Origin of the sequence: Micromonospora sp. DT178 (genome assembly GCF_049841695.1) — a bacterium.
Taxonomy (GTDB): Bacteria; Actinomycetota; Actinomycetes; order Mycobacteriales; family Micromonosporaceae; genus Micromonospora.
Window position 1 is genome coordinate 135898 of sequence record NZ_JBNCKV010000009.1, and the last position, 15918, is coordinate 151815.

Sequence of the window (15918 nt, forward strand, 5' to 3'; positions counted from 1 at the left end):
GGATCGGGCACCGTGACCGCAGCGCAACCCCCGGCGACCGACCTGTCCACCGACGCCGCCGAGGAGCGCGCGCCGGCTGATCCGCCCCGGGAGCCCCGCCGGCGCCGGCCGGACCTCGTCGCAGTGTTCGTCCTCCTCGCCGGCGCGCTCTGGGTGACCGGCCGGGGCTGGCGCGACGTGCGCGGCCGGGTGCTCGGCGCGCAGCCGGCGGACCAGGACTTCAACGAGTGGATGCTGGCCCACGCGGCGCACGCGGTGGCCAACCTGGAGAACCCCTTCTTCACGAGGTTGCAGAACGCGCCGGACGGCGTGAACCTGATGACCAACGTGGGCATCCAGCTGCCCGGCGTCCTGCTCGCGCCGGTCACCCTGCTCGGCGGCGCCGCGCTGTCCTACCTGGTGCTGATGACCCTCAACCTGGCCGGCACCGGATTCGCCTGGTACTGGGTGCTCTCCCGGCACGTGGTCGGCAACCGCGCGGCGGCGCTGGTCGGCGCCGCCTGCTGCGCCTTCGCGCCGGCCCTGGTCTCGCACAGCAACGGTCACCCGCACATCACCGCGCAGTGGCTGGTCCCGCTCATCGTGTGGCGGGTGGCCCGGCTGACCCGCGGCGGGCGCCCGCTGCGCGACGGGCTCATCCTCGGCGGGCTGGTCTCCGCGCAGTTCTTCGTCAGCGTCGAGATCCTCTTCATCCTCGCCCTGGCCTGCGTGATGGCGCTGCTGGGGCACGTGCTGTTCCGGCCCCGGGCGGCGCTGGCCGCGGCGCCCCGGGCGCTGGCCGTGCTGGGTGTCGCCGGCGCGCTGACCCTGCTGGTGACGGCGTACCCGCTCTGGATGCAGTTCCTCGGCCCGCAGCACCGCAGCGGACACCCCACCGACCCCGACAAGTACGCGCTGCGGCTCGCGTCCTACTTCAGCTACGCGACCGAGTCGCTCGGCGGCGGACCGCAGGGCGACCGCCGGCTGGCCGCCAACGTGACCGAGGAGGCCAGCTTCTACGGCTGGCCGCTGGTGCTGGGGGCCGTCGCCGCGGTGGCCTGGCTGCGCCGGGAGCACCTGGTCCGGGTGCTGGGGTTCACGGCGCTGCTGGCCGCGCTCTTCTCGCTGGGCAACACGATCAACTGGGCGGTCCGCGGGCCCGGGGTCCCCGGCCCGTTCCGCCTGTTGAACGGCCTGCCGGTGGTCGACGCGATGGTGGTGGCCCGCTTCGCGCTGATCACCACGGCCGCCCTCGGGGTGCTCGTCGCGATCGTGGTGGACCGGATGCTCGCCGGCCGGGTCCCGGCCCGGGTGGGCGTCGTGCCGGTCCGGCCGGTGGTCGCGGTGGCGTTGGCCGTCGCCCTGGTGCCGCTGCTGCCGACCCCGCTGCCGGCCGTGGGACGCCCGGCGGTGCCCGACTTCGTCACCGCCGGCGGGTGGCGGGACCACGTGGCGCCCGGGCGGACGCTCGTGCCGGTGCCGGTGGAGAACATGACCTCGGTGCGCTGGGGCGCCGCCGCGGGCGTCGGCTTCGCCGTGCCGCAGGGCTACTTCCTCGGACCGACCTCGCCCACCGACGACACCGGCCGGTGGGGGGTGGACCCCCGGCCCACCGCGGTCCTGCTGACCGAGGTGGCCAACGGGGAACGCCCGGCACCGGTCACCGTCACCCCCGAGGAACGCGCGCAGGCGGAACGGGACGTCCGGCACTGGCGGGCGGACGCCGTGGTGCTGCCCCGGCATCCCCGCGCCGAGGCGCTCCGTTCGGCGCTGGACGCCTGTTTCGGCCCGGGCCGCCGCGTCGACGACGTCTGGCTCTGGGACGTCCGCCCGCTGACCCGCTGACCGCCCGGGCGGTTCCTACGCCGGGGGCGGCCCCTCCTCGCCGGCGGTGTCCCGGGCGGGCCGGGCGGGTCTGCCCAGCAGCATGGCGAGGCCGACCACCACCGGCAGCCAGATGACCAGGACCAGCCGGTCCGCCTCGGACTCCTTCGGGTGGGCCACCAGCGTGAGCAGCCCGGTCGCTCCGGTCGTGGCGAAGAGCAGCGCGGCCCGGCCGGGCAGCGCCCGGAACAGGGCGGCGAAGCCGATCAGCAGCAGCGCCAGGAACGGCGAGGCGGCCAGCGGCGCGCCCCCGTTCCACCAGGCGTTGAGCTGGGCGGGCCAGAAGTCCCGGTTCAGCTCCACCAGGCGGGGCCACGGGTCGGGCACGTCCGGCCGGGTGAAGTGCACGGTGAACTTGTCCTGAAGTGTCTCCGCGGCGCCGGGGATGTCCAGCGCGGCGCTGAGGCCGAGCCAGACCGCCGTGGCCACGCCGCAGGCGGCGGTGAGCACGACCAGCCCCGGCTCCCAGCCGGCGCGGCGGCGGCGGGCCAGGGTCAGCGCGCCGAGCACCGCCGTCAGCGCGCCCGACAGCAGCAGGCCGGTGGCCGGCCGGGTGACGGTCGAGGCGAGCAGCCCGGCCAGCACCGCGCCGCCGAGCAGCAGCCGACCACGGGTCGAGCCGCCCGGCCGCAGCAGGGGCACGGCGGCACAGAGCGCGGCCAGCGCGAACGCCGTCGCGCCGGCCTCGGCCAGCAACCGGCTCAGCCAGAAGCCGGTGGGCAGCAGGAAGAGCAGCGTGGTGGCCGCGAGCGAGCTGACCAGGCCGCCGCCGAGCAGCCGTACCGCCAGGGCCGCCAGCACGCCGGCCAGTACGGCGAGCGCGGCGGTGGCCAGCACCATCCCCCGCTCCCCGAAGACCAGCACGAACGGTGCCGTGGTCAGCGAGTAGCCGGGTCGGGTGGTGAAGATCCGCTGGTAGCGCGGGGGCATGCTGGCGGCCCACTGCCGGGTGGCGGTGACGCAGGAGACGCCCGGGCGCGGACTCGGCATGCCCTGGCGGCAGACCAGCCGAGCGGCGAACCGGTCCGCCTCGGCGGAGGGCGTGCCGGTCATCGTGACCGCCTGCCGGGCGTACCAGTAGGTGTCCGGGTAGGCGTGCTGCGGCGCGGTCTCCCAGCGGCCCCACCACAGCAGGCTGCCGAGCGCGGCGGCGGCGAGCAGGCCGAGCACCAGCCGGACGCGGGCCCGGCGGGCGTCCGGCGCGTCCACCGGTGCGCCACGGAGGGTTTGGTTACTCGACATCTCGCCCTACTTCTGGCGGAAGGTATCCGGCTGACAGTTTCCTCGCGCGGGGCGCGCAACGACGCGGTCGGCGCCGGGACGGACAGCGGGGAGGGTACGCTCCGGGGCGCGCGGAGGCGATGCCGACCCGCGCTTTCCCACAATCCATGGTGCGGGGGCGCCGGCCGGCGGTCTCGTACAATCGCTCGGGATCCGGGCCGGGTGACCCGGCCGGACGGCACCGGGCAGAGGCGGAGTAGCAGACGATGGGGCTGAACGGCGGCGCCGGCGCCCGGGGGCGTGTTGTCATGCTGGTCGACAACGGGGTCAACGGTGACTCCCGGGTACAGAAGGCCGCCCGTTCGGCCGCCGACGCCGGCTGGGAGGTCGTCCTGCTCGGTCGCACAGCCGCCGGGCGCTCCCAGAGTTGGCGACTCGGCGACGCCGAGGTGCGCCTGCTGCCGATGCCCGAGCCGCTGGCCAAGCGCCGGCACGAGTTCCGCCGTGGCTGGCTGCGCTGGCCGCTGGCGTACCCGCCCACCGGGATCGCCGCGCACCGCAGCCAGGCGATGAAGGCCTGGCGGGCGGACCTGACCTTCCGGCGGGCGGCGCTGACGGTGGCCGCGCGCGACGGTGGCGCCCGCCGCCCGTCACCGCTGCGGTGGCACGCGCTGCGCGCCGAGGAACTGGCCGCCGGGGTGGCCCGCCGCTGGGTCTCGTTGCGCCACTGGCAGCTGACCCGGTCCCGGCAGGGCCGCAAGAAGCTCGACGGCCCGCTGGACCGGGCGTACACGAAGTTCTGGCAGACCGTGCAGGGCGACGGCGCCTGGCGGCGGCTGGAGCCGGGGCTGTGGGACTACGAGCTGGCCTACGGCCCGACGGTCGACGAACTGCGGCCGGACCTGATCCACGCCAACGACTTCCGGATGCTCGGCGTGGCCGCCCGGGCCAAGCTGCGCGCCGCCGCCGAGGGCCGCCGGATCGCGGTCGTCTGGGACGCCCACGAGTACCTCCCCGGCGTGCAGGCGTGGCGCGACAACGTCCGCTGGCTGCCGGGCAACATGGCGCACGAGCGGGAGTTCGTGCCGTACGCCGACGCGGCGATGACCGTCTCCGGCGGGCTGGCAGACCTGTTGCGGCAGGAGCACGGCCTGGCCGAACGGCCGGAGGTCGTGCTCAACGCCCCCTCGCTGGCCGAGCTGCCCGGCCCCGGTGACGAGCCCGCGCCGGACATCCGCGAGCTCTGCGGGATCGGGCCGGACGTGCCGCTGCTGGTCTACAGCGGCGTGGCCGCCGCGCGGCGGGGCCTCGACGTCATGGTCGAGGCGCTGCCGCAACTGCCCGGGGCGCACGCCGCCTTCGTGGTCAACAAGCCCGACTCCGCGTACGTGAAGGGGTTGGTGGTGCGGGCGGGTGAGTTGGGGGTGGCCGAGCGGGTGCACGTGTTGTCGTACGTGCCGCATCATCAGGTGGTGCCGTTCTTGTCGGGGGCTTCGGTGGGGGTCATTCCGATTCATCATTGGCCGAATCATGAGATCGCGTTGATCACGAAGTTCTTCGAGTATTCGCATGCGCGGTTGCCGTTGGTGGTCAGTGATGTGCGGACGATGGCGGAGACGGTGCGGTCGACGGGGCAGGGTGAGGTGTTCCGGGCGGAGGATGTGGGGGACTTCGTGCGGGTGGTGCGGGGTGTGTTGGCGGATCCGGGGCGTTATCGGGAGGCGTACGAGCGTCCGGGGTTGTTGGAGTCGTGGACGTGGGAGGCGCAGGCGCGGGTGCTCGACGGCGTCTACTCCCGGCTGCTGCCCGCCGGTCGCGGTGCCGGCGGTGACGACACCACGCCGGGCGCCGAGCCGCCAGCCCTGCGGGTCGGCGCGTGACCACGCCCGACGTCACGGTGGTGACGGCCGTCTACAACACGATGCCGGACCTGACCCGGTGCCTGACCTCCCTGGTGGAGCAGACCATCGGGCTGGACCGGCTGGAGGTCGTCGCGGTCGACGACGGCTCCACCGACGGCAGCGGCGCCGAGCTCGACCGCTTCGCGGCGGCGTACCCGGGCACCGTGAAGGTGCTGCACCAGGCCAACTCGGGCGGCCCGGCGGCCCCCAGCAACCGCGCGCTCGACCAGGCCACCGGCCGCTACGTCCTGTTCATCGGCGCCGACGACCACCTCGGGCCGGAGGCGCTGGCCCGGATGGTGGCCGCGGCCGACGAGTGGGGCTCCGACGTGCTGCTCGGCCGGATGGTCGGGGTCAACGACCGCTACGTCCACCAGGCGATCTTCGAGAGCACCCGGGCCGAGGTGGACCTCTTCGCCTCGGCGCTGCCGTTCGCCCTGTCGAACACCAAGCTGTTCCGGCGCGACCTGATCGAGAAGTACGCGCTGCGTTTCCCGGAGGACATGCCGGTCGGCAGTGACCAGCCGTTCACCCTGGAGGCGTGCCTGCGGGCCGGGCGCATCTCGGTGCTGGCCGACTACGACTACTACTACGCGGTCAAGCGGCTGAACGCCGGCAACATCACCTACCGCAGCAACCACCTCGCCCGGCTGCGCGGCGTCGAGCGCGTCGTCGAGGTGGTGGCGGAGCTGATCGAGCCCGGCGAGCGGCGCGACGCGGTGCTGTACCGGCACTTCACCTGGGAGATCGCCAAACTGCTCCAGGACGACTTCCTCACGCTGGAGCCCGACGTCCAGGAGCAGGTCCGCGCCGGCGTGGCGAACCTGGCCCGCAAGCACCTCACGGACTCCATCCGCGACCGGCTCGGCGTCACCGCCCGGGTGCGGATCGGCGCCGCCTGGCTCGGGTCCCTCGCCGACGTGCGGGCGGTGATCAGGCAGGACGTCGAGGAGGGTCTCCCGCCCACGGTGGTGCAGGACGACCGCTGGTACGCCCTGTACCCTGGCTTCGGCGACCCCCGTTCCGCCCTGTCCGAGGAGTGGTTCGAGGTCAGCCGGTCCGACGCCAAGTGGCTCGCCCGGCTGGAGACGGTCTCCGCGACCTGGTCCCCCGACCGGGGCGGGGAGAGGACGTTGACGGTCGCCGCGCGCAGCCCCTGGCCGGAGCTCGCCGAGCTCGCCGACGGCGGGCTCACCTTCAAGGTGGGCTCGGCCACCGGTAGCATCACCGGCCTGACGGAGGACCCGCTGGGGACGACCGTCCGGGTCACGTTCCGGGCCGCGGACCTGCTCGCCGGGCTGCCGCCGGGTGGGCGGACCCGCACCGTCCGGGTCACCGCCGTGGCGGCCGGGGAGAGCGGTTCCACCCCGCTGCGCGGGCCACGTCCGCCGGTCCGGCAGCGGGTGCTCCACCGACACGGCGGACAGCTGTACGTGTTCACCACGACCACGAACCACAAGGGCCACCAGGTGATCGCCGTCTCGCCGGTGACGCTGCGCCGGGTGGTGGCCCGCCTGCGGCGCAGGCTTCCACTAGGAGGAAAGTAGTTCCATGAACATCTGCGTCGTCGCGCTGGGGAAGATCGGCCTGCCGCTCGCCGTGCAGTTCGCCACGAAGGGCCACCGGGTGATCGGTGCCGACGTCTCCGAGCGGGTCGTCGGGCTGGTCAACGACGGGGCGGTGCCCTTCCCGGGTGAGACCGACCTGGACGTCAAGCTCAAGGAGACGGTGGCCGCCGGGCTGCTGACCGCCACCACCGACACCGCCGCCGCGGTCGCCGAGTCCGAGGCGGTCGTGGTGGTCGTGCCGCTCTTCGTGGACGCCGAGGGCGTGCCGGACTTCGGCTGGATGGACGACGCGACCCGCGCCATCGCCGCCGGCCTGAAGCCGGGCACCCTGGTCAGCTACGAGACCACCCTGCCGGTCGGCACCACCCGCAACCGCTGGGCGCCGATGCTCGAGGAGGGCTCGGGGCTGACCGCGGGCAAGGACTTCCACCTGGTCTTCAGCCCCGAGCGGGTGCTCACCGGTCGGGTCTTCGCCGACCTGCGCCGCTACCCGAAGCTGGTCGGCGGCATCGACGAGGCGTCGGCGGAGCACGGCGTCCGCTTCTACGAGGCGGTGCTGGACTTCGACGAGCGGCCCGACCTGGAGCACCCCAACGGCGTCTGGGACCTCGGCTCCGCCGAGGCGTCCGAGCTGGCGAAGCTGGCCGAGACCACCTACCGGGACGTCAACATCGGCCTGGCCAACCAGTTCGCCCGGTTCGCCGACACCGTCGGCGTGGACGTCACCAAGGTCATCGCGGCGTGCAACACCCAGCCGTACAGCCACATCCACCAGCCGGGCATCGCGGTCGGCGGGCACTGCATCCCGATCTACCCCCGGATGTACCTGTGGAACGACCCGGCGGCCACCGTCGTCCGCTCGGCCCGCGAGGCCAACGCGGCCATGCCGGAGTACGCGGTGGACCTGCTCGCCGCCGCCTACGGCGACCTGACCGACGTCGGGGTGCTGGTGCTGGGCGCCGCCTACCGGGGTGGGGTCAAGGAGACCGCCTTCTCCGGTGTCTTCCCGACCGTGGACGCGCTGCGGCGGCGCGGTGCCCGGCCGTACGTCTCGGACCCGATGTACACCGCCGAGGAACTCACCGCGCACGGCCTGCCGCCGTACGAGGGTGAGCCGCTCGGCGCGGCCGTGGTGCAGGCGGACCACGCGGAGTACCGCACCCTCAGCCCGTCCGACCTGCCCGGCGTGACCGTCCTGGTGGATGGCCGCCGGGTCACCGACCCGGCCCGCTGGGCCGGCGTGCGGCGGGTGGTCATCGGCGGCTGATCCGCCGTCGCGTCACGGGGCCCCGGTCGACAACGGCCGGGGCCCCGTCGCGTCGAGGGGGGCGCCGCCGTGGCCCGCCGGTTGGCCACGCGACACCCCGGCAATACTCGAAGGACATGCCACGTTAAGGTCGCACCTGCCCGGATTCGCCGGTGATCGACAGGGGAGAGTGTCTTTGTTCAGCAAACTGCGCAAGCAGCCGGACGCCGGCCTCATCGGCGCGCTACTGCTGTCGTACGCCGTCATGGTGCTGGCCGGGGCCCTCGGCTGGATGATCCCCTTCGCGGTCGCCGGCCTGGCCGTGGCCGCCGGTGAACTCACCCTGCTGCGCCGGCCGACCGGCGGGGAACTGCTGGAGAAGGCCGGCATCGGGCAGCTCCACCGGCACCTGGCCCGGGACCTGGCGGTCGTCCTGCTGATGGTGACGACGGTCCGCCCCGGCCCGACGGCGCTGGTCCTGGTGCTGCTGCTGCCCGCGGCGCTGCTGGCGCTCGCCCTCGGCACCGGGGTGCTGGCGCGCCTCGGCGAGCGTGGCGCCGCCGCCGTCGCCTTCGTCCGCAACATCGACGTCGGGCGGTCCTCCGGGGCGCCCCGGCCGCCGGCCTGGGCCGTCGCCGTCGAGGGCGACCGGCTGCCCCTGCTCAACCTGCTGCTGGTGCCGGCGGCCGTGGTCGCGGTGCTGGCCGACGACGTGACGCCGGTGGTGCTCACCGCGGCGGCCACCCTGGTGGCGGGGGCGCTGGTCGCCGCCGTGCTCGCGCTGTCCTGGCTGCGCGGGCGCGGCCGGGCCACCTCGGCGCTGCCGACGGTGCAGAGCTGGCTCGCCCGCGAGCAGCCGGATCTGGCCCTCTACTTCGCCGGCCCGGTCAAGGACGTCTACCAGGCCAACATGTGGCTCGCCCCGGTCGAGGCGACGGGCCGGCGGGCGGTGGTGCTGATGCGCCAGGAGGAGGCGTTCCGGGCGCTCGCCGACACCCGCCTGCCGGTGATCTGCGTACCGGCCGGCACCGACTTCATGAACCTCGAACTGGGCAGCCTCCGGGCCGCCCTCTACGTGGCGAACGTGGGCGCCAACATCCACCTGCTGCGCGAGCCGGGCGTGAAGCACGTCTTCGTCGGCCACGGCGACAGCGACAAGCAGGCCAGCGTCAATCCCTACAGCAAGGTGTACGACGAGGTCTGGGTGGCCGGTCCGGCGGGGCGGGAGCGCTACGCCCTCAGCGGCGTCGGCGTGCTCGACCGCGACATCGTCGAGATCGGCCGGCCGCAGCTGGCCGGCGTGCACACCTTCGGCTCGGCGGCCACCGGCCGGCCGTTCACCGTGCTGTACGCCCCGACCTGGGAGGGCTGGCTGGAGGAGGAGGTCTACCACACCTCCGTGGTGCTGATGGGCGAGCGGATCGTCGCCGGCCTGCTGGCCACCCCCGGGGTGCGGGTGATCTACAAGCCGCACCCGCTCACCGGCAGCCGGTCGGCCAAGGCGCGGTCGGCCAACGACCGGATCGTCCGTCGGATCCGGGCCGCCGGCGGGCAGAGCGACGCGACCTCGCTGGCCGGCGACGCGCACCTCGTGGTCACGGGTCGGGCGCCGGGGCTGTTCGACTGCTTCAACCAGACCGACCTGCTGGTCAGCGACATCTCCAGCGTGGTCTCGGACTTCACGCAGAGCCAGCGGCCGTACGTCGTGGCGAACCCGGCCGGGCTGCCCGAGGACGAGTTCCGCCGCCGGTACCCCACCGCGCGGGCCGCGTACCTGCTCGGTGCGGACTGCGGCGAGCTGCCGAAGATCGTCGCGGTGACCCGGGCCGGTGACGACCCGATGACCGAGGCGCGTCGGGAGCTGAAGACGTACCTGCTGGGCCCGGACGAGCCGAACGCGATGGACCGCTTCCGGGCGGAGGTCGACCGGCTCTGCGGCTGACGCGTCGACGCGGGGGCGGTGTCCGGGCGGTGCCGGTCACCGCCCCCGCGTCGTCCGTTCAGCCCCGCTGCGGCGGGTTGTCCACGTCCCGCGAGACCACCTCGCCGCGCTCGTCGACCCAGCCCTTGGGGCGCGCCGGGTTGCCGGCGACGAGCTGGTACGGCGCGACGTCCCGGGTCACCACGGACCCGGCCGCGATCATCGCGTACTCGCCGACCTCGATGCCGCAGACGAGGGTGGCGTTGGCGCCGATCGAGGCGCCCCGGCGGATGAGGGTCGGCGTGATCGTCCAGTCCGGATTCTGCGCCCGGGGCCGGAAGTCGTTGGTGAAGACCGCGCACGGACCGACGAAGACCTCGTCCTCGATCGTGACGCCCTGGTAGACCGAGACGTTGTTCTGGATCTTGACCAGGTCGCCGACCGTCACGCCGGCGTCGACGTACACGTTGCGGCCGATGACGCAGCCGGCGCCGACCTGCGCCGAGGAGCGGATGTGGGCCAGGTGCCAGACCTTCGTGCCGTCGCCGACGCGGGCACCCTCCTCGACGTCGGCCGTCGGGTGGACGAAGACGGAGGGGGACGGGGAACTGCTGTCAGTCATCCTTCAACTCGCATGGCTCGGGGCGCGGCGTCGCGCCGTCGGTGATCCGCGTCGGCGTACGCCGGGCGGGCGTCGATCGCGCGGATCGGTTCTGCCACACCCGCCCCGGGGCGCGCGGGCGAGGCCGGGGGAGCGGACTCGGCGTAGCATAGCGACCCCGTCAGGCGAGCAGCGCCGCCACCGCGTCGGCGGCCGGCAGGTCCGCCGGCAGCGCGTCGGCGGACACCACGGCGGGCACCGGCAGCGGGCCGTACAGGTGCGGGAAGAGCGCGCCGTCGCGCGACGGCTCCCAGCGCAGCGCGTCGCCCAGCCGGTCCGGGTCCACCGTCAGCAGGGTCAGCCCGGTGGCGCCGGCGAAGTACCGCCGGGCCGTGCCGACCACATGGTCGGCGCCGGAGAGGTGGATGAACCCGGACTGCCGGTCCAGCGCCGTACCGTCGAGGTGGCCGGCGGCCAGCGCGTCGTCCCACTCGATGGTGGTGAGCAGCTTGTAGATCACCCCGGCAGCCTACGCGCGGCCGGTCCCGCCGGCGGCCGTCCCGGTTTCCCGGTACCGCCCCGGCGCCCGCCGCCGCCCGGCATGCTCGGGGCAGCGGGTCGCGGAGGGATGGCGATGGAGAGCTACGACGAGGACTGGACCGACAGCCAGCGCGCGCTCTACGACGAGTGCCACCGGGCGGGCGGCGAGTGGGCCGGCGACCCGGACACCCCGACCGAGGACGTGCAGCACGTGATCAACCTCGGCCAGGCGGACGACGACACCCTCCCGGACGCCGAGATCGACTATCCGCCCCTGGTCGACGCGGTCACCCAGGCCACCGGCGAGATCGTCACCAGCGTGCCCGCCAGCCACGACGACCCCGGCTTCCGCGGCTTCGTCGACGGGGTCCGCGACGCCACGGCCGACGAGGTCTTCGGCCTCTGACCTGCCGATCGACCCGCCACGGGCGCTCGGGCGCCGGCTGCTGCGAGCGCCGGCTCGGAACCGGCCCTCCCGTCGCGGGCGTACTTCTGCCACCATTCGGGGTCGACGGACCGACGAATGGGGGCCCCGGGTGCGCATCCTGCTGGTCGAGGACGACCGCCGGGTGGCCGCCGCGCTCTCCTCCGCCCTCACCCGCCGGGGGTACGAGGTGGAGCACGCCGCGACCGTCGCGGCGGCCCTCTGCGCCGCCCCCTGCGACCTGGTGCTGCTGGACCTGACCCTGCCCGACGGCGACGGCACCGACCTGTGCCGGGAGCTGCGGCGGCGCAGCAGCCAGCTCGGCATCATCGCGGTGACCGCCCGGGGCGAGGAACGGGACCGGGTGCTCGGCCTGCGGCTCGGCGCGGACGACTACGTGGTCAAGCCCTTCTCCATGACCGAACTCCAGGCGCGCATCGAGGCGGTGCTGCGCCGCGCGGCGCACGCCGTGCCGGAGCGCAACCTGATCGAGGTGGGGCCCGTACGCGTCGACGTGGCCGCCCGGACGGTCACCGTCGAGGGCCGGCCGGTGGCGCTGACCCGCAAGGAGTTCGACGTCCTGCTCTCCCTGGCCCGCCAGCCCGGCGTGGCGGTGGCCCGGGAGCGGATCCTGCTCGACGCCTGGGGCACCACCTGGGGCGACGGGCACACGGTCGAGGTGCACGTCGGGTCGCTGCGCGGCAAGCTGGGCGATCCCGGCCTGGTGGAGACCGTACGCGGGGTCGGCTACCGGCTGCGCGGCGAGTGAGGCGACGCCGTGCGACGTCGACTGGTGATCAGCTATCTGCTGTTGATGGTGCTGGTGCTGATCGCGCTGGAGACCCCGCTGGCGGTCACCCTGGCCACCCGGGAGACCGACCGGGTACGCGCCGACCGGCTCGCCGATGCCACCCGGTTCGCCTCGCTGGCCGGCCCGGCGCTGCGGGGCGGGACCCCCGGCCCGCTCGACAACGAGCTGCGCAGCTACGACGACCTCTACGGCATCGGCGCGGCGGTGGTCGACCGGGACCGCCGGACGGTGGCGGCCTCGGAGAGCTGGCAGCCGGCCCCCGGCTCCCACGAGGCGCTGGACACCGCGCTCTCCGGGCAGCAGGCCAGCGGGCCGGAGTCGGTCTGGCCCTGGGTCGACGGGCCGATCGTGGTGGCGGTGCCGATCAACGACGGCGGTGAGGTGCTCGGGGCGGTGGTCATCACCACCCCGGCCGACCCGGTCCGGCGGGCCGTCACCGTCTGGTGGCTGGCGCTGGCCGGAACCGGCCTGCTCGCGGTGCTGGCCTGCGTGCTGACCGCGTTCGGGCTGGCCGGTTGGGTGTTGCGCCCGGTCACCGAGCTGGACGCGGTCACCCACGAGATCGCCGAGGGGGACCGCGGCGCACGGGTGCAGCACCGGCTCGGCCCGCCGGAACTGCGTCGCCTGGCGACCAGCTTCAACCACATGGCCGACGTCGTCTCCGACGTGATGGACAGGCAGCGGGCGTTCGTCGCGCACGCCAGCCACCAGCTGCGCAACCCGCTGACCGCGCTGCGGCTGCGGGTGGAGGAGCTGGGCCCGAGCCTGACCGACGCGGACGGGCGGGCCGAGCACCAGCTCGCCCTGGAGGAGACCGACCGGCTGGCCCTCGTGCTGGACGCGCTGCTGACCCTGGCCCGCGCCGAGCGGCGGGAGAACCAGCGGGTCACCGTCGACGCGGCGGCCGTCGCCGCGTCCCGGGTGGCCGCCTGGGAGCCGCTCGCCCGGCACCGCCGCATCACCCTCCGACTCATGGTCGAGGACGCCCCGGCGTACGCGCGGACCGTGCCGACCGCCATCGACCAGGCCCTGGACGCGCTGATCGACAACGCGGTCAAGTTCAGCGACGCCGGTGGGGAGGTGACGGTGACCGTCCGGCACCACGACGACGGCACCGCGCTGGAGGTCCGGGACACCGGCCCGGGCATGACGGCGAGCCAGCTCGGGCAGGCGACCGAGCGGTTCTGGCGTGCCCCGGAGGTGCAGAACATCGACGGGGCCGGGCTGGGCCTCACCATCGTCGCCGTGCTGGTCGACGCCTCGGACGGGCGGCTCACCATGCGCGGGGGCGAGCCGCGCGGCCTGGTCGCCGGCCTCTGGTTCCCCGCTCCGGGCGATCCCGCAGCCGCTGATCCCGCCGATCCCGCTTCCGGCGCCCCCGCTTCCGGCGGTCCCGCTTCCGGCACCCCCGCTCCCGGCGACCCCGGCGCATTGGCCCGCGACGACGCTTCCCCGGCGCCTGCGGCGGAGGCCGACGCACCGACCTTCGCCGGAATCCCGTCGGCCCATCGGCCACCGCAGCCACCGCAGCCGACGCGGCCGGCGCGAGCGGCTGAGCGCTGAGGCCGGGCCGGCGCGGACCGCGCTCGGTGGCGGTGCGGTCGGTCCCTGTCGAGCTGCCCATCCATGAACCCGCCCCGCCCCACGGGGCAGCTCGACAGTGATGCCGGGGTGGAAGGCCAGGGCAGGGCAGGGCAGGGCAGGGCGGTGCGGTGCCGGTCGCGGTGCCGGGGTGCGCAGGGGATCAGGTTTGGCGGGCGGCGCCGGTCGGCGGTGCCGGGGTGCGCAGGGGTCAGGGTTTGGCGGCGCGGTACCAGTCGGCGGCGCCGGGGTGCAGCGGCAGCGGGGCGGTGGCGATGGCCGAGCGGGGGCTCATCCGGCCGGCGGCCGGGTGCGCGGCGGCCAGTTCCTGGCGGCGTTCCATCAGCAGCCGGGTCACCTCCCGGATCAGCGGCGTGGGCAGGTCGGCCCGGACGATGAGGAAGTTCGGGTTGGCCACCGTGGTCACCGGGTCCGTGCCGTACACCGAGCGGGGGATGTCCCGGGAGACGTAGACCTCCGGGTTGCTCTCGCGCAGCGGCCCGGTCCACTCGCCGAGGTCGACGATCCGTGTCGCGCTGTCGTCCGTGAGCTGCTCCAGCGCCCGGACCGGCAGCCCGCCGGAGAAGAAGAACGCGTCGATCGTGCCGGCCCGCAGCGCCGCGACCGAATCGTCGAGGCCGAGCCGCTCCTGGCGTACCCGGTCGCCGCCCAGGCGCGCCACCTCCAGCAGCCGGACGGCGGTGATCTCGGTGCCGGACCCGGGCGCGCCGACGGACACCCGCCGCCCGCGCAGGTCGGCGAGCGTGCGGACGGGACCGCCGGCGGTGGTGACCAGGTGCAGCAGGTCGTCGTAGACCCGGGCGACCGCGACCACGGACGGGTGCGCCGCCGGTGCCGCCGGCAGCACGTCGGCCTGGGTGAAACCCAGCTCGGCCTCGCCGGCGCCGACCAGCCGGACGTTCTCCGCCGAGGCGGCGGTCACCACCACGCTGGCCCGAACGTCCGGCAGCTCCCGGTTGAGCACGGCGGCCAGGGACTGCCCGAAGGCGTGGTAGACCGCCGTCGGGCTGCCGGTCGCGATCCGGATCCGTACCGGCGGCTCGGGAGCGTCCTGGCAACCGGCCACGCCGGGCAACGCCACCACCAGCAGCAGCGCCAGCAGCGCCGGCGGGCGGAAGGGGCGCGGGCGGACACGGCGGAACCGGGTGCGACTCACGCGCTGCACTCTGCGCCGTGCGGGCCGTCGCCGCAACCCGCCGCCCACCGACCGGGCTAGGACCCCGGGGGCGCGTCGACGACGATGGTCAGCTCGCTGCGGTACGCGACCGAGGCCGGAGCGATGCCTCCGGTCGGCTCGCCGGCGCCCCGCCAGACGCGGACCGCGCGGTAGGCGTACCCGTCCTGCCGGGCGGGTTCGGCGACGAACGACACCACCTCACCGCGGGTCAGCGCGCGGTGGCCGGGCACGTCGAGCGTGGAGAAGTGCACCCAGCAGCCGCCGGGCACGGTGTCGGCGTCGATGACGCCCCAGCCCTGCCCGGGGTGGTACTCGCGGACGACGCCGATCGCGTTCATCCGGCCGACCGGTCGGGCACGTGGGTGGGACCCAGCGCGGTGCTGTGCAAAATCCGCTGGCGGTCCGGGCCGTCGGCGACGCAGACGAGGTAACAGCCGGTGCCGGGGCGCAGCAGTGCCGGAACGTCCAGCAGGGCGGCCCCGCGCACCAGGATGGCGGCCAGCTCCCGGTCGGTGATCCGGACGCCGAGGATGTGTCGGCGGACGTGCCGCCCACCGGCGAGCAGGGCGGCCCGCCAGGCGGCCGCGGCCAGCCGGGGCCGCCACGCCCGCCGTACGGTCGACGCGCCCGGGACCGGCCCGCCCAGCAGCTCGCGCCGGCCCTGCCGCCAGCCGGCCTCCAGCGCCCTCGCGTACGCCGGCCGGTGCTGGTGCGGCACGGAGAGCCGGTGCAGCTGGTAGCGGCGGCGCAGCCCGCCGACGGTCACCTCGTGCTCGATGGGGACGTCCAGCCGGTGAAGGAGCTGACGCATGCGGTGCGCCGCCTCCTCCCGGTTGAACTCCACCGACGGGGGGCGGTGCTCGGGCGCCGGCCGGCGGGTGCTGGCGACGGCCGGCGGGGGCGTGCAGCGCAGCAGGCAGGCGGCCTCGAACGCGTCGGCCAGGGTGGACCAGTCCAACGGCGGCGGGGTCGAGGGCAGGCGCGGCCGGTCGAGCAGGATCTGTTCGGGAGCCAACTCAGGCACTCCTTGTCGGCGTCGGGGG

The 15918-nt window shown here is 74.9% G+C and carries 13 protein-coding genes and 1 pseudogene; 8 read left to right on the forward strand and 6 right to left on the reverse strand.

All coding sequences use genetic code 11. The features are described 5' to 3' along the window. The first annotated feature begins 12 nt into the window (after positions 1-12). Positions 13-1824 (forward strand): hypothetical protein, encoded by a 1812-nt coding sequence (locus tag ACLQ22_RS18570; RefSeq protein WP_425693416.1) that lies wholly within the window; start codon positions 13-15, stop codon positions 1822-1824. A 15-nt stretch (positions 1825-1839) separates the two neighbouring features. Here the strand turns inward: ACLQ22_RS18570 and ACLQ22_RS18575 are convergent, their stop codons facing one another. After that, positions 1840-3105, reverse strand: coding sequence for a hypothetical protein (locus ACLQ22_RS18575; RefSeq protein ID WP_425693417.1), 1266 nt, complete (start codon positions 3103-3105; stop codon positions 1840-1842). 287 nt (positions 3106-3392) lie between these two features. Between ACLQ22_RS18575 and ACLQ22_RS18580 the strand changes: the two genes are divergently transcribed. The 4 genes from ACLQ22_RS18580 (at position 3393) to ACLQ22_RS18595 (ending at position 9741) form a co-directional block, all read left to right on the forward strand. Beyond that, positions 3393-4964: a glycosyltransferase family 4 protein gene (locus tag ACLQ22_RS18580; RefSeq protein ID WP_425693418.1), complete on the forward strand. Its 1572-nt coding sequence runs from the start codon at positions 3393-3395 to the stop codon at positions 4962-4964. After that, entirely contained in the window at positions 4961-6532 is a 1572-nt protein-coding gene (locus ACLQ22_RS18585; protein WP_425693419.1) for a glycosyltransferase family 2 protein, read from the forward strand. The genes ACLQ22_RS18580 and ACLQ22_RS18585 overlap by 4 nt, the downstream gene beginning before the upstream one ends. 4 nt (positions 6533-6536) lie before the next feature. Continuing rightward, positions 6537-7820: a nucleotide sugar dehydrogenase gene (locus ACLQ22_RS18590; RefSeq protein WP_425693420.1), complete on the forward strand. Its 1284-nt coding sequence runs from the start codon at positions 6537-6539 to the stop codon at positions 7818-7820. A gap of 175 nt (positions 7821-7995) precedes the next feature. Further along, the gene (locus tag ACLQ22_RS18595; protein ID WP_425693421.1) at positions 7996-9741 is read left to right on the forward strand and encodes a CDP-glycerol glycerophosphotransferase family protein; all 1746 of its coding nucleotides are present in this window, start codon (positions 7996-7998) and stop codon (positions 9739-9741) included. A 58-nt stretch (positions 9742-9799) separates the two neighbouring features. On the opposite strand, the gene ACLQ22_RS18600 is transcribed toward ACLQ22_RS18595, so the two are convergent. Next, the gene (locus ACLQ22_RS18600; RefSeq protein WP_425693422.1) at positions 9800-10342 is read right to left on the reverse strand and encodes an acyltransferase; all 543 of its coding nucleotides are present in this window, start codon (positions 10340-10342) and stop codon (positions 9800-9802) included. A gap of 160 nt (positions 10343-10502) precedes the next feature. Continuing rightward, positions 10503-10841, reverse strand: a complete 339-nt coding sequence (locus ACLQ22_RS18605; RefSeq protein ID WP_425693423.1) for a DUF952 domain-containing protein — start codon at positions 10839-10841, stop codon at positions 10503-10505. Between the two features lie 114 nt (positions 10842-10955). On the opposite strand from ACLQ22_RS18605, the gene ACLQ22_RS18610 reads away from it, so the two are divergent. The 3 genes and pseudogenes from ACLQ22_RS18610 to ACLQ22_RS18620 form a co-directional block, all read left to right on the forward strand. Further along, the gene (locus tag ACLQ22_RS18610) at positions 10956-11267 is read left to right on the forward strand and encodes a hypothetical protein (RefSeq protein WP_311412826.1); all 312 of its coding nucleotides are present in this window, start codon (positions 10956-10958) and stop codon (positions 11265-11267) included. A gap of 130 nt (positions 11268-11397) precedes the next feature. After that, positions 11398-12054, forward strand: a complete 657-nt coding sequence (locus ACLQ22_RS18615) for a response regulator transcription factor (RefSeq protein ID WP_121395645.1) — start codon at positions 11398-11400, stop codon at positions 12052-12054. Between the two features lie 9 nt (positions 12055-12063). After that, positions 12064-13467 (forward strand): annotated as a pseudogene (locus ACLQ22_RS18620) (sensor histidine kinase); the annotation flags it as partial. 421 nt (positions 13468-13888) lie between these two features. On the opposite strand, the gene ACLQ22_RS18625 reads toward ACLQ22_RS18620, so the two are convergent. From ACLQ22_RS18625 to ACLQ22_RS18635, 3 genes are read right to left on the reverse strand one after another with little or no spacing between them, the layout of a single operon-like run. Then, positions 13889-14863 (reverse strand): TAXI family TRAP transporter solute-binding subunit, encoded by a 975-nt coding sequence (locus ACLQ22_RS18625; RefSeq protein ID WP_425693424.1) that lies wholly within the window; start codon positions 14861-14863, stop codon positions 13889-13891. A 47-nt stretch (positions 14864-14910) separates the two neighbouring features. Continuing rightward, entirely contained in the window at positions 14911-15213 is a 303-nt protein-coding gene (locus ACLQ22_RS18630; RefSeq protein WP_425693425.1) for a cold shock domain-containing protein, read from the reverse strand. Beyond that, positions 15210-15890, reverse strand: a complete 681-nt coding sequence (locus ACLQ22_RS18635) for a hypothetical protein (RefSeq protein ID WP_425693426.1) — start codon at positions 15888-15890, stop codon at positions 15210-15212. The genes ACLQ22_RS18630 and ACLQ22_RS18635 overlap by 4 nt, the downstream gene beginning before the upstream one ends. Positions 15891-15918: the final 28 nt, after the last annotated feature.

Bases quoted from the DNA above. Each gene is read 5' to 3' on its own strand.
- ACLQ22_RS18575 (WP_425693417.1), bottom strand. From the start codon at position 3,105: ATGTCGAGTAACCAAACCCTCCGTGGCGCACCGGTGGACGCGCCGGAC.
- ACLQ22_RS18580 (WP_425693418.1), top strand. From the start codon at position 3,393: ATGCTGGTCGACAACGGGGTCAACGGTGACTCCCGGGTACAGAAGGCC.
- ACLQ22_RS18590 (WP_425693420.1), top strand. From the start codon at position 6,537: ATGAACATCTGCGTCGTCGCGCTGGGGAAGATCGGCCTGCCGCTCGCC.
- ACLQ22_RS18600 (WP_425693422.1), bottom strand. From the start codon at position 10,342: ATGACTGACAGCAGTTCCCCGTCCCCCTCCGTCTTCGTCCACCCGACG.
- ACLQ22_RS18610 (WP_311412826.1), top strand. From the start codon at position 10,956: ATGGAGAGCTACGACGAGGACTGGACCGACAGCCAGCGCGCGCTCTAC.
- ACLQ22_RS18630 (WP_425693425.1), bottom strand. From the start codon at position 15,213: ATGAACGCGATCGGCGTCGTCCGCGAGTACCACCCCGGGCAGGGCTGG.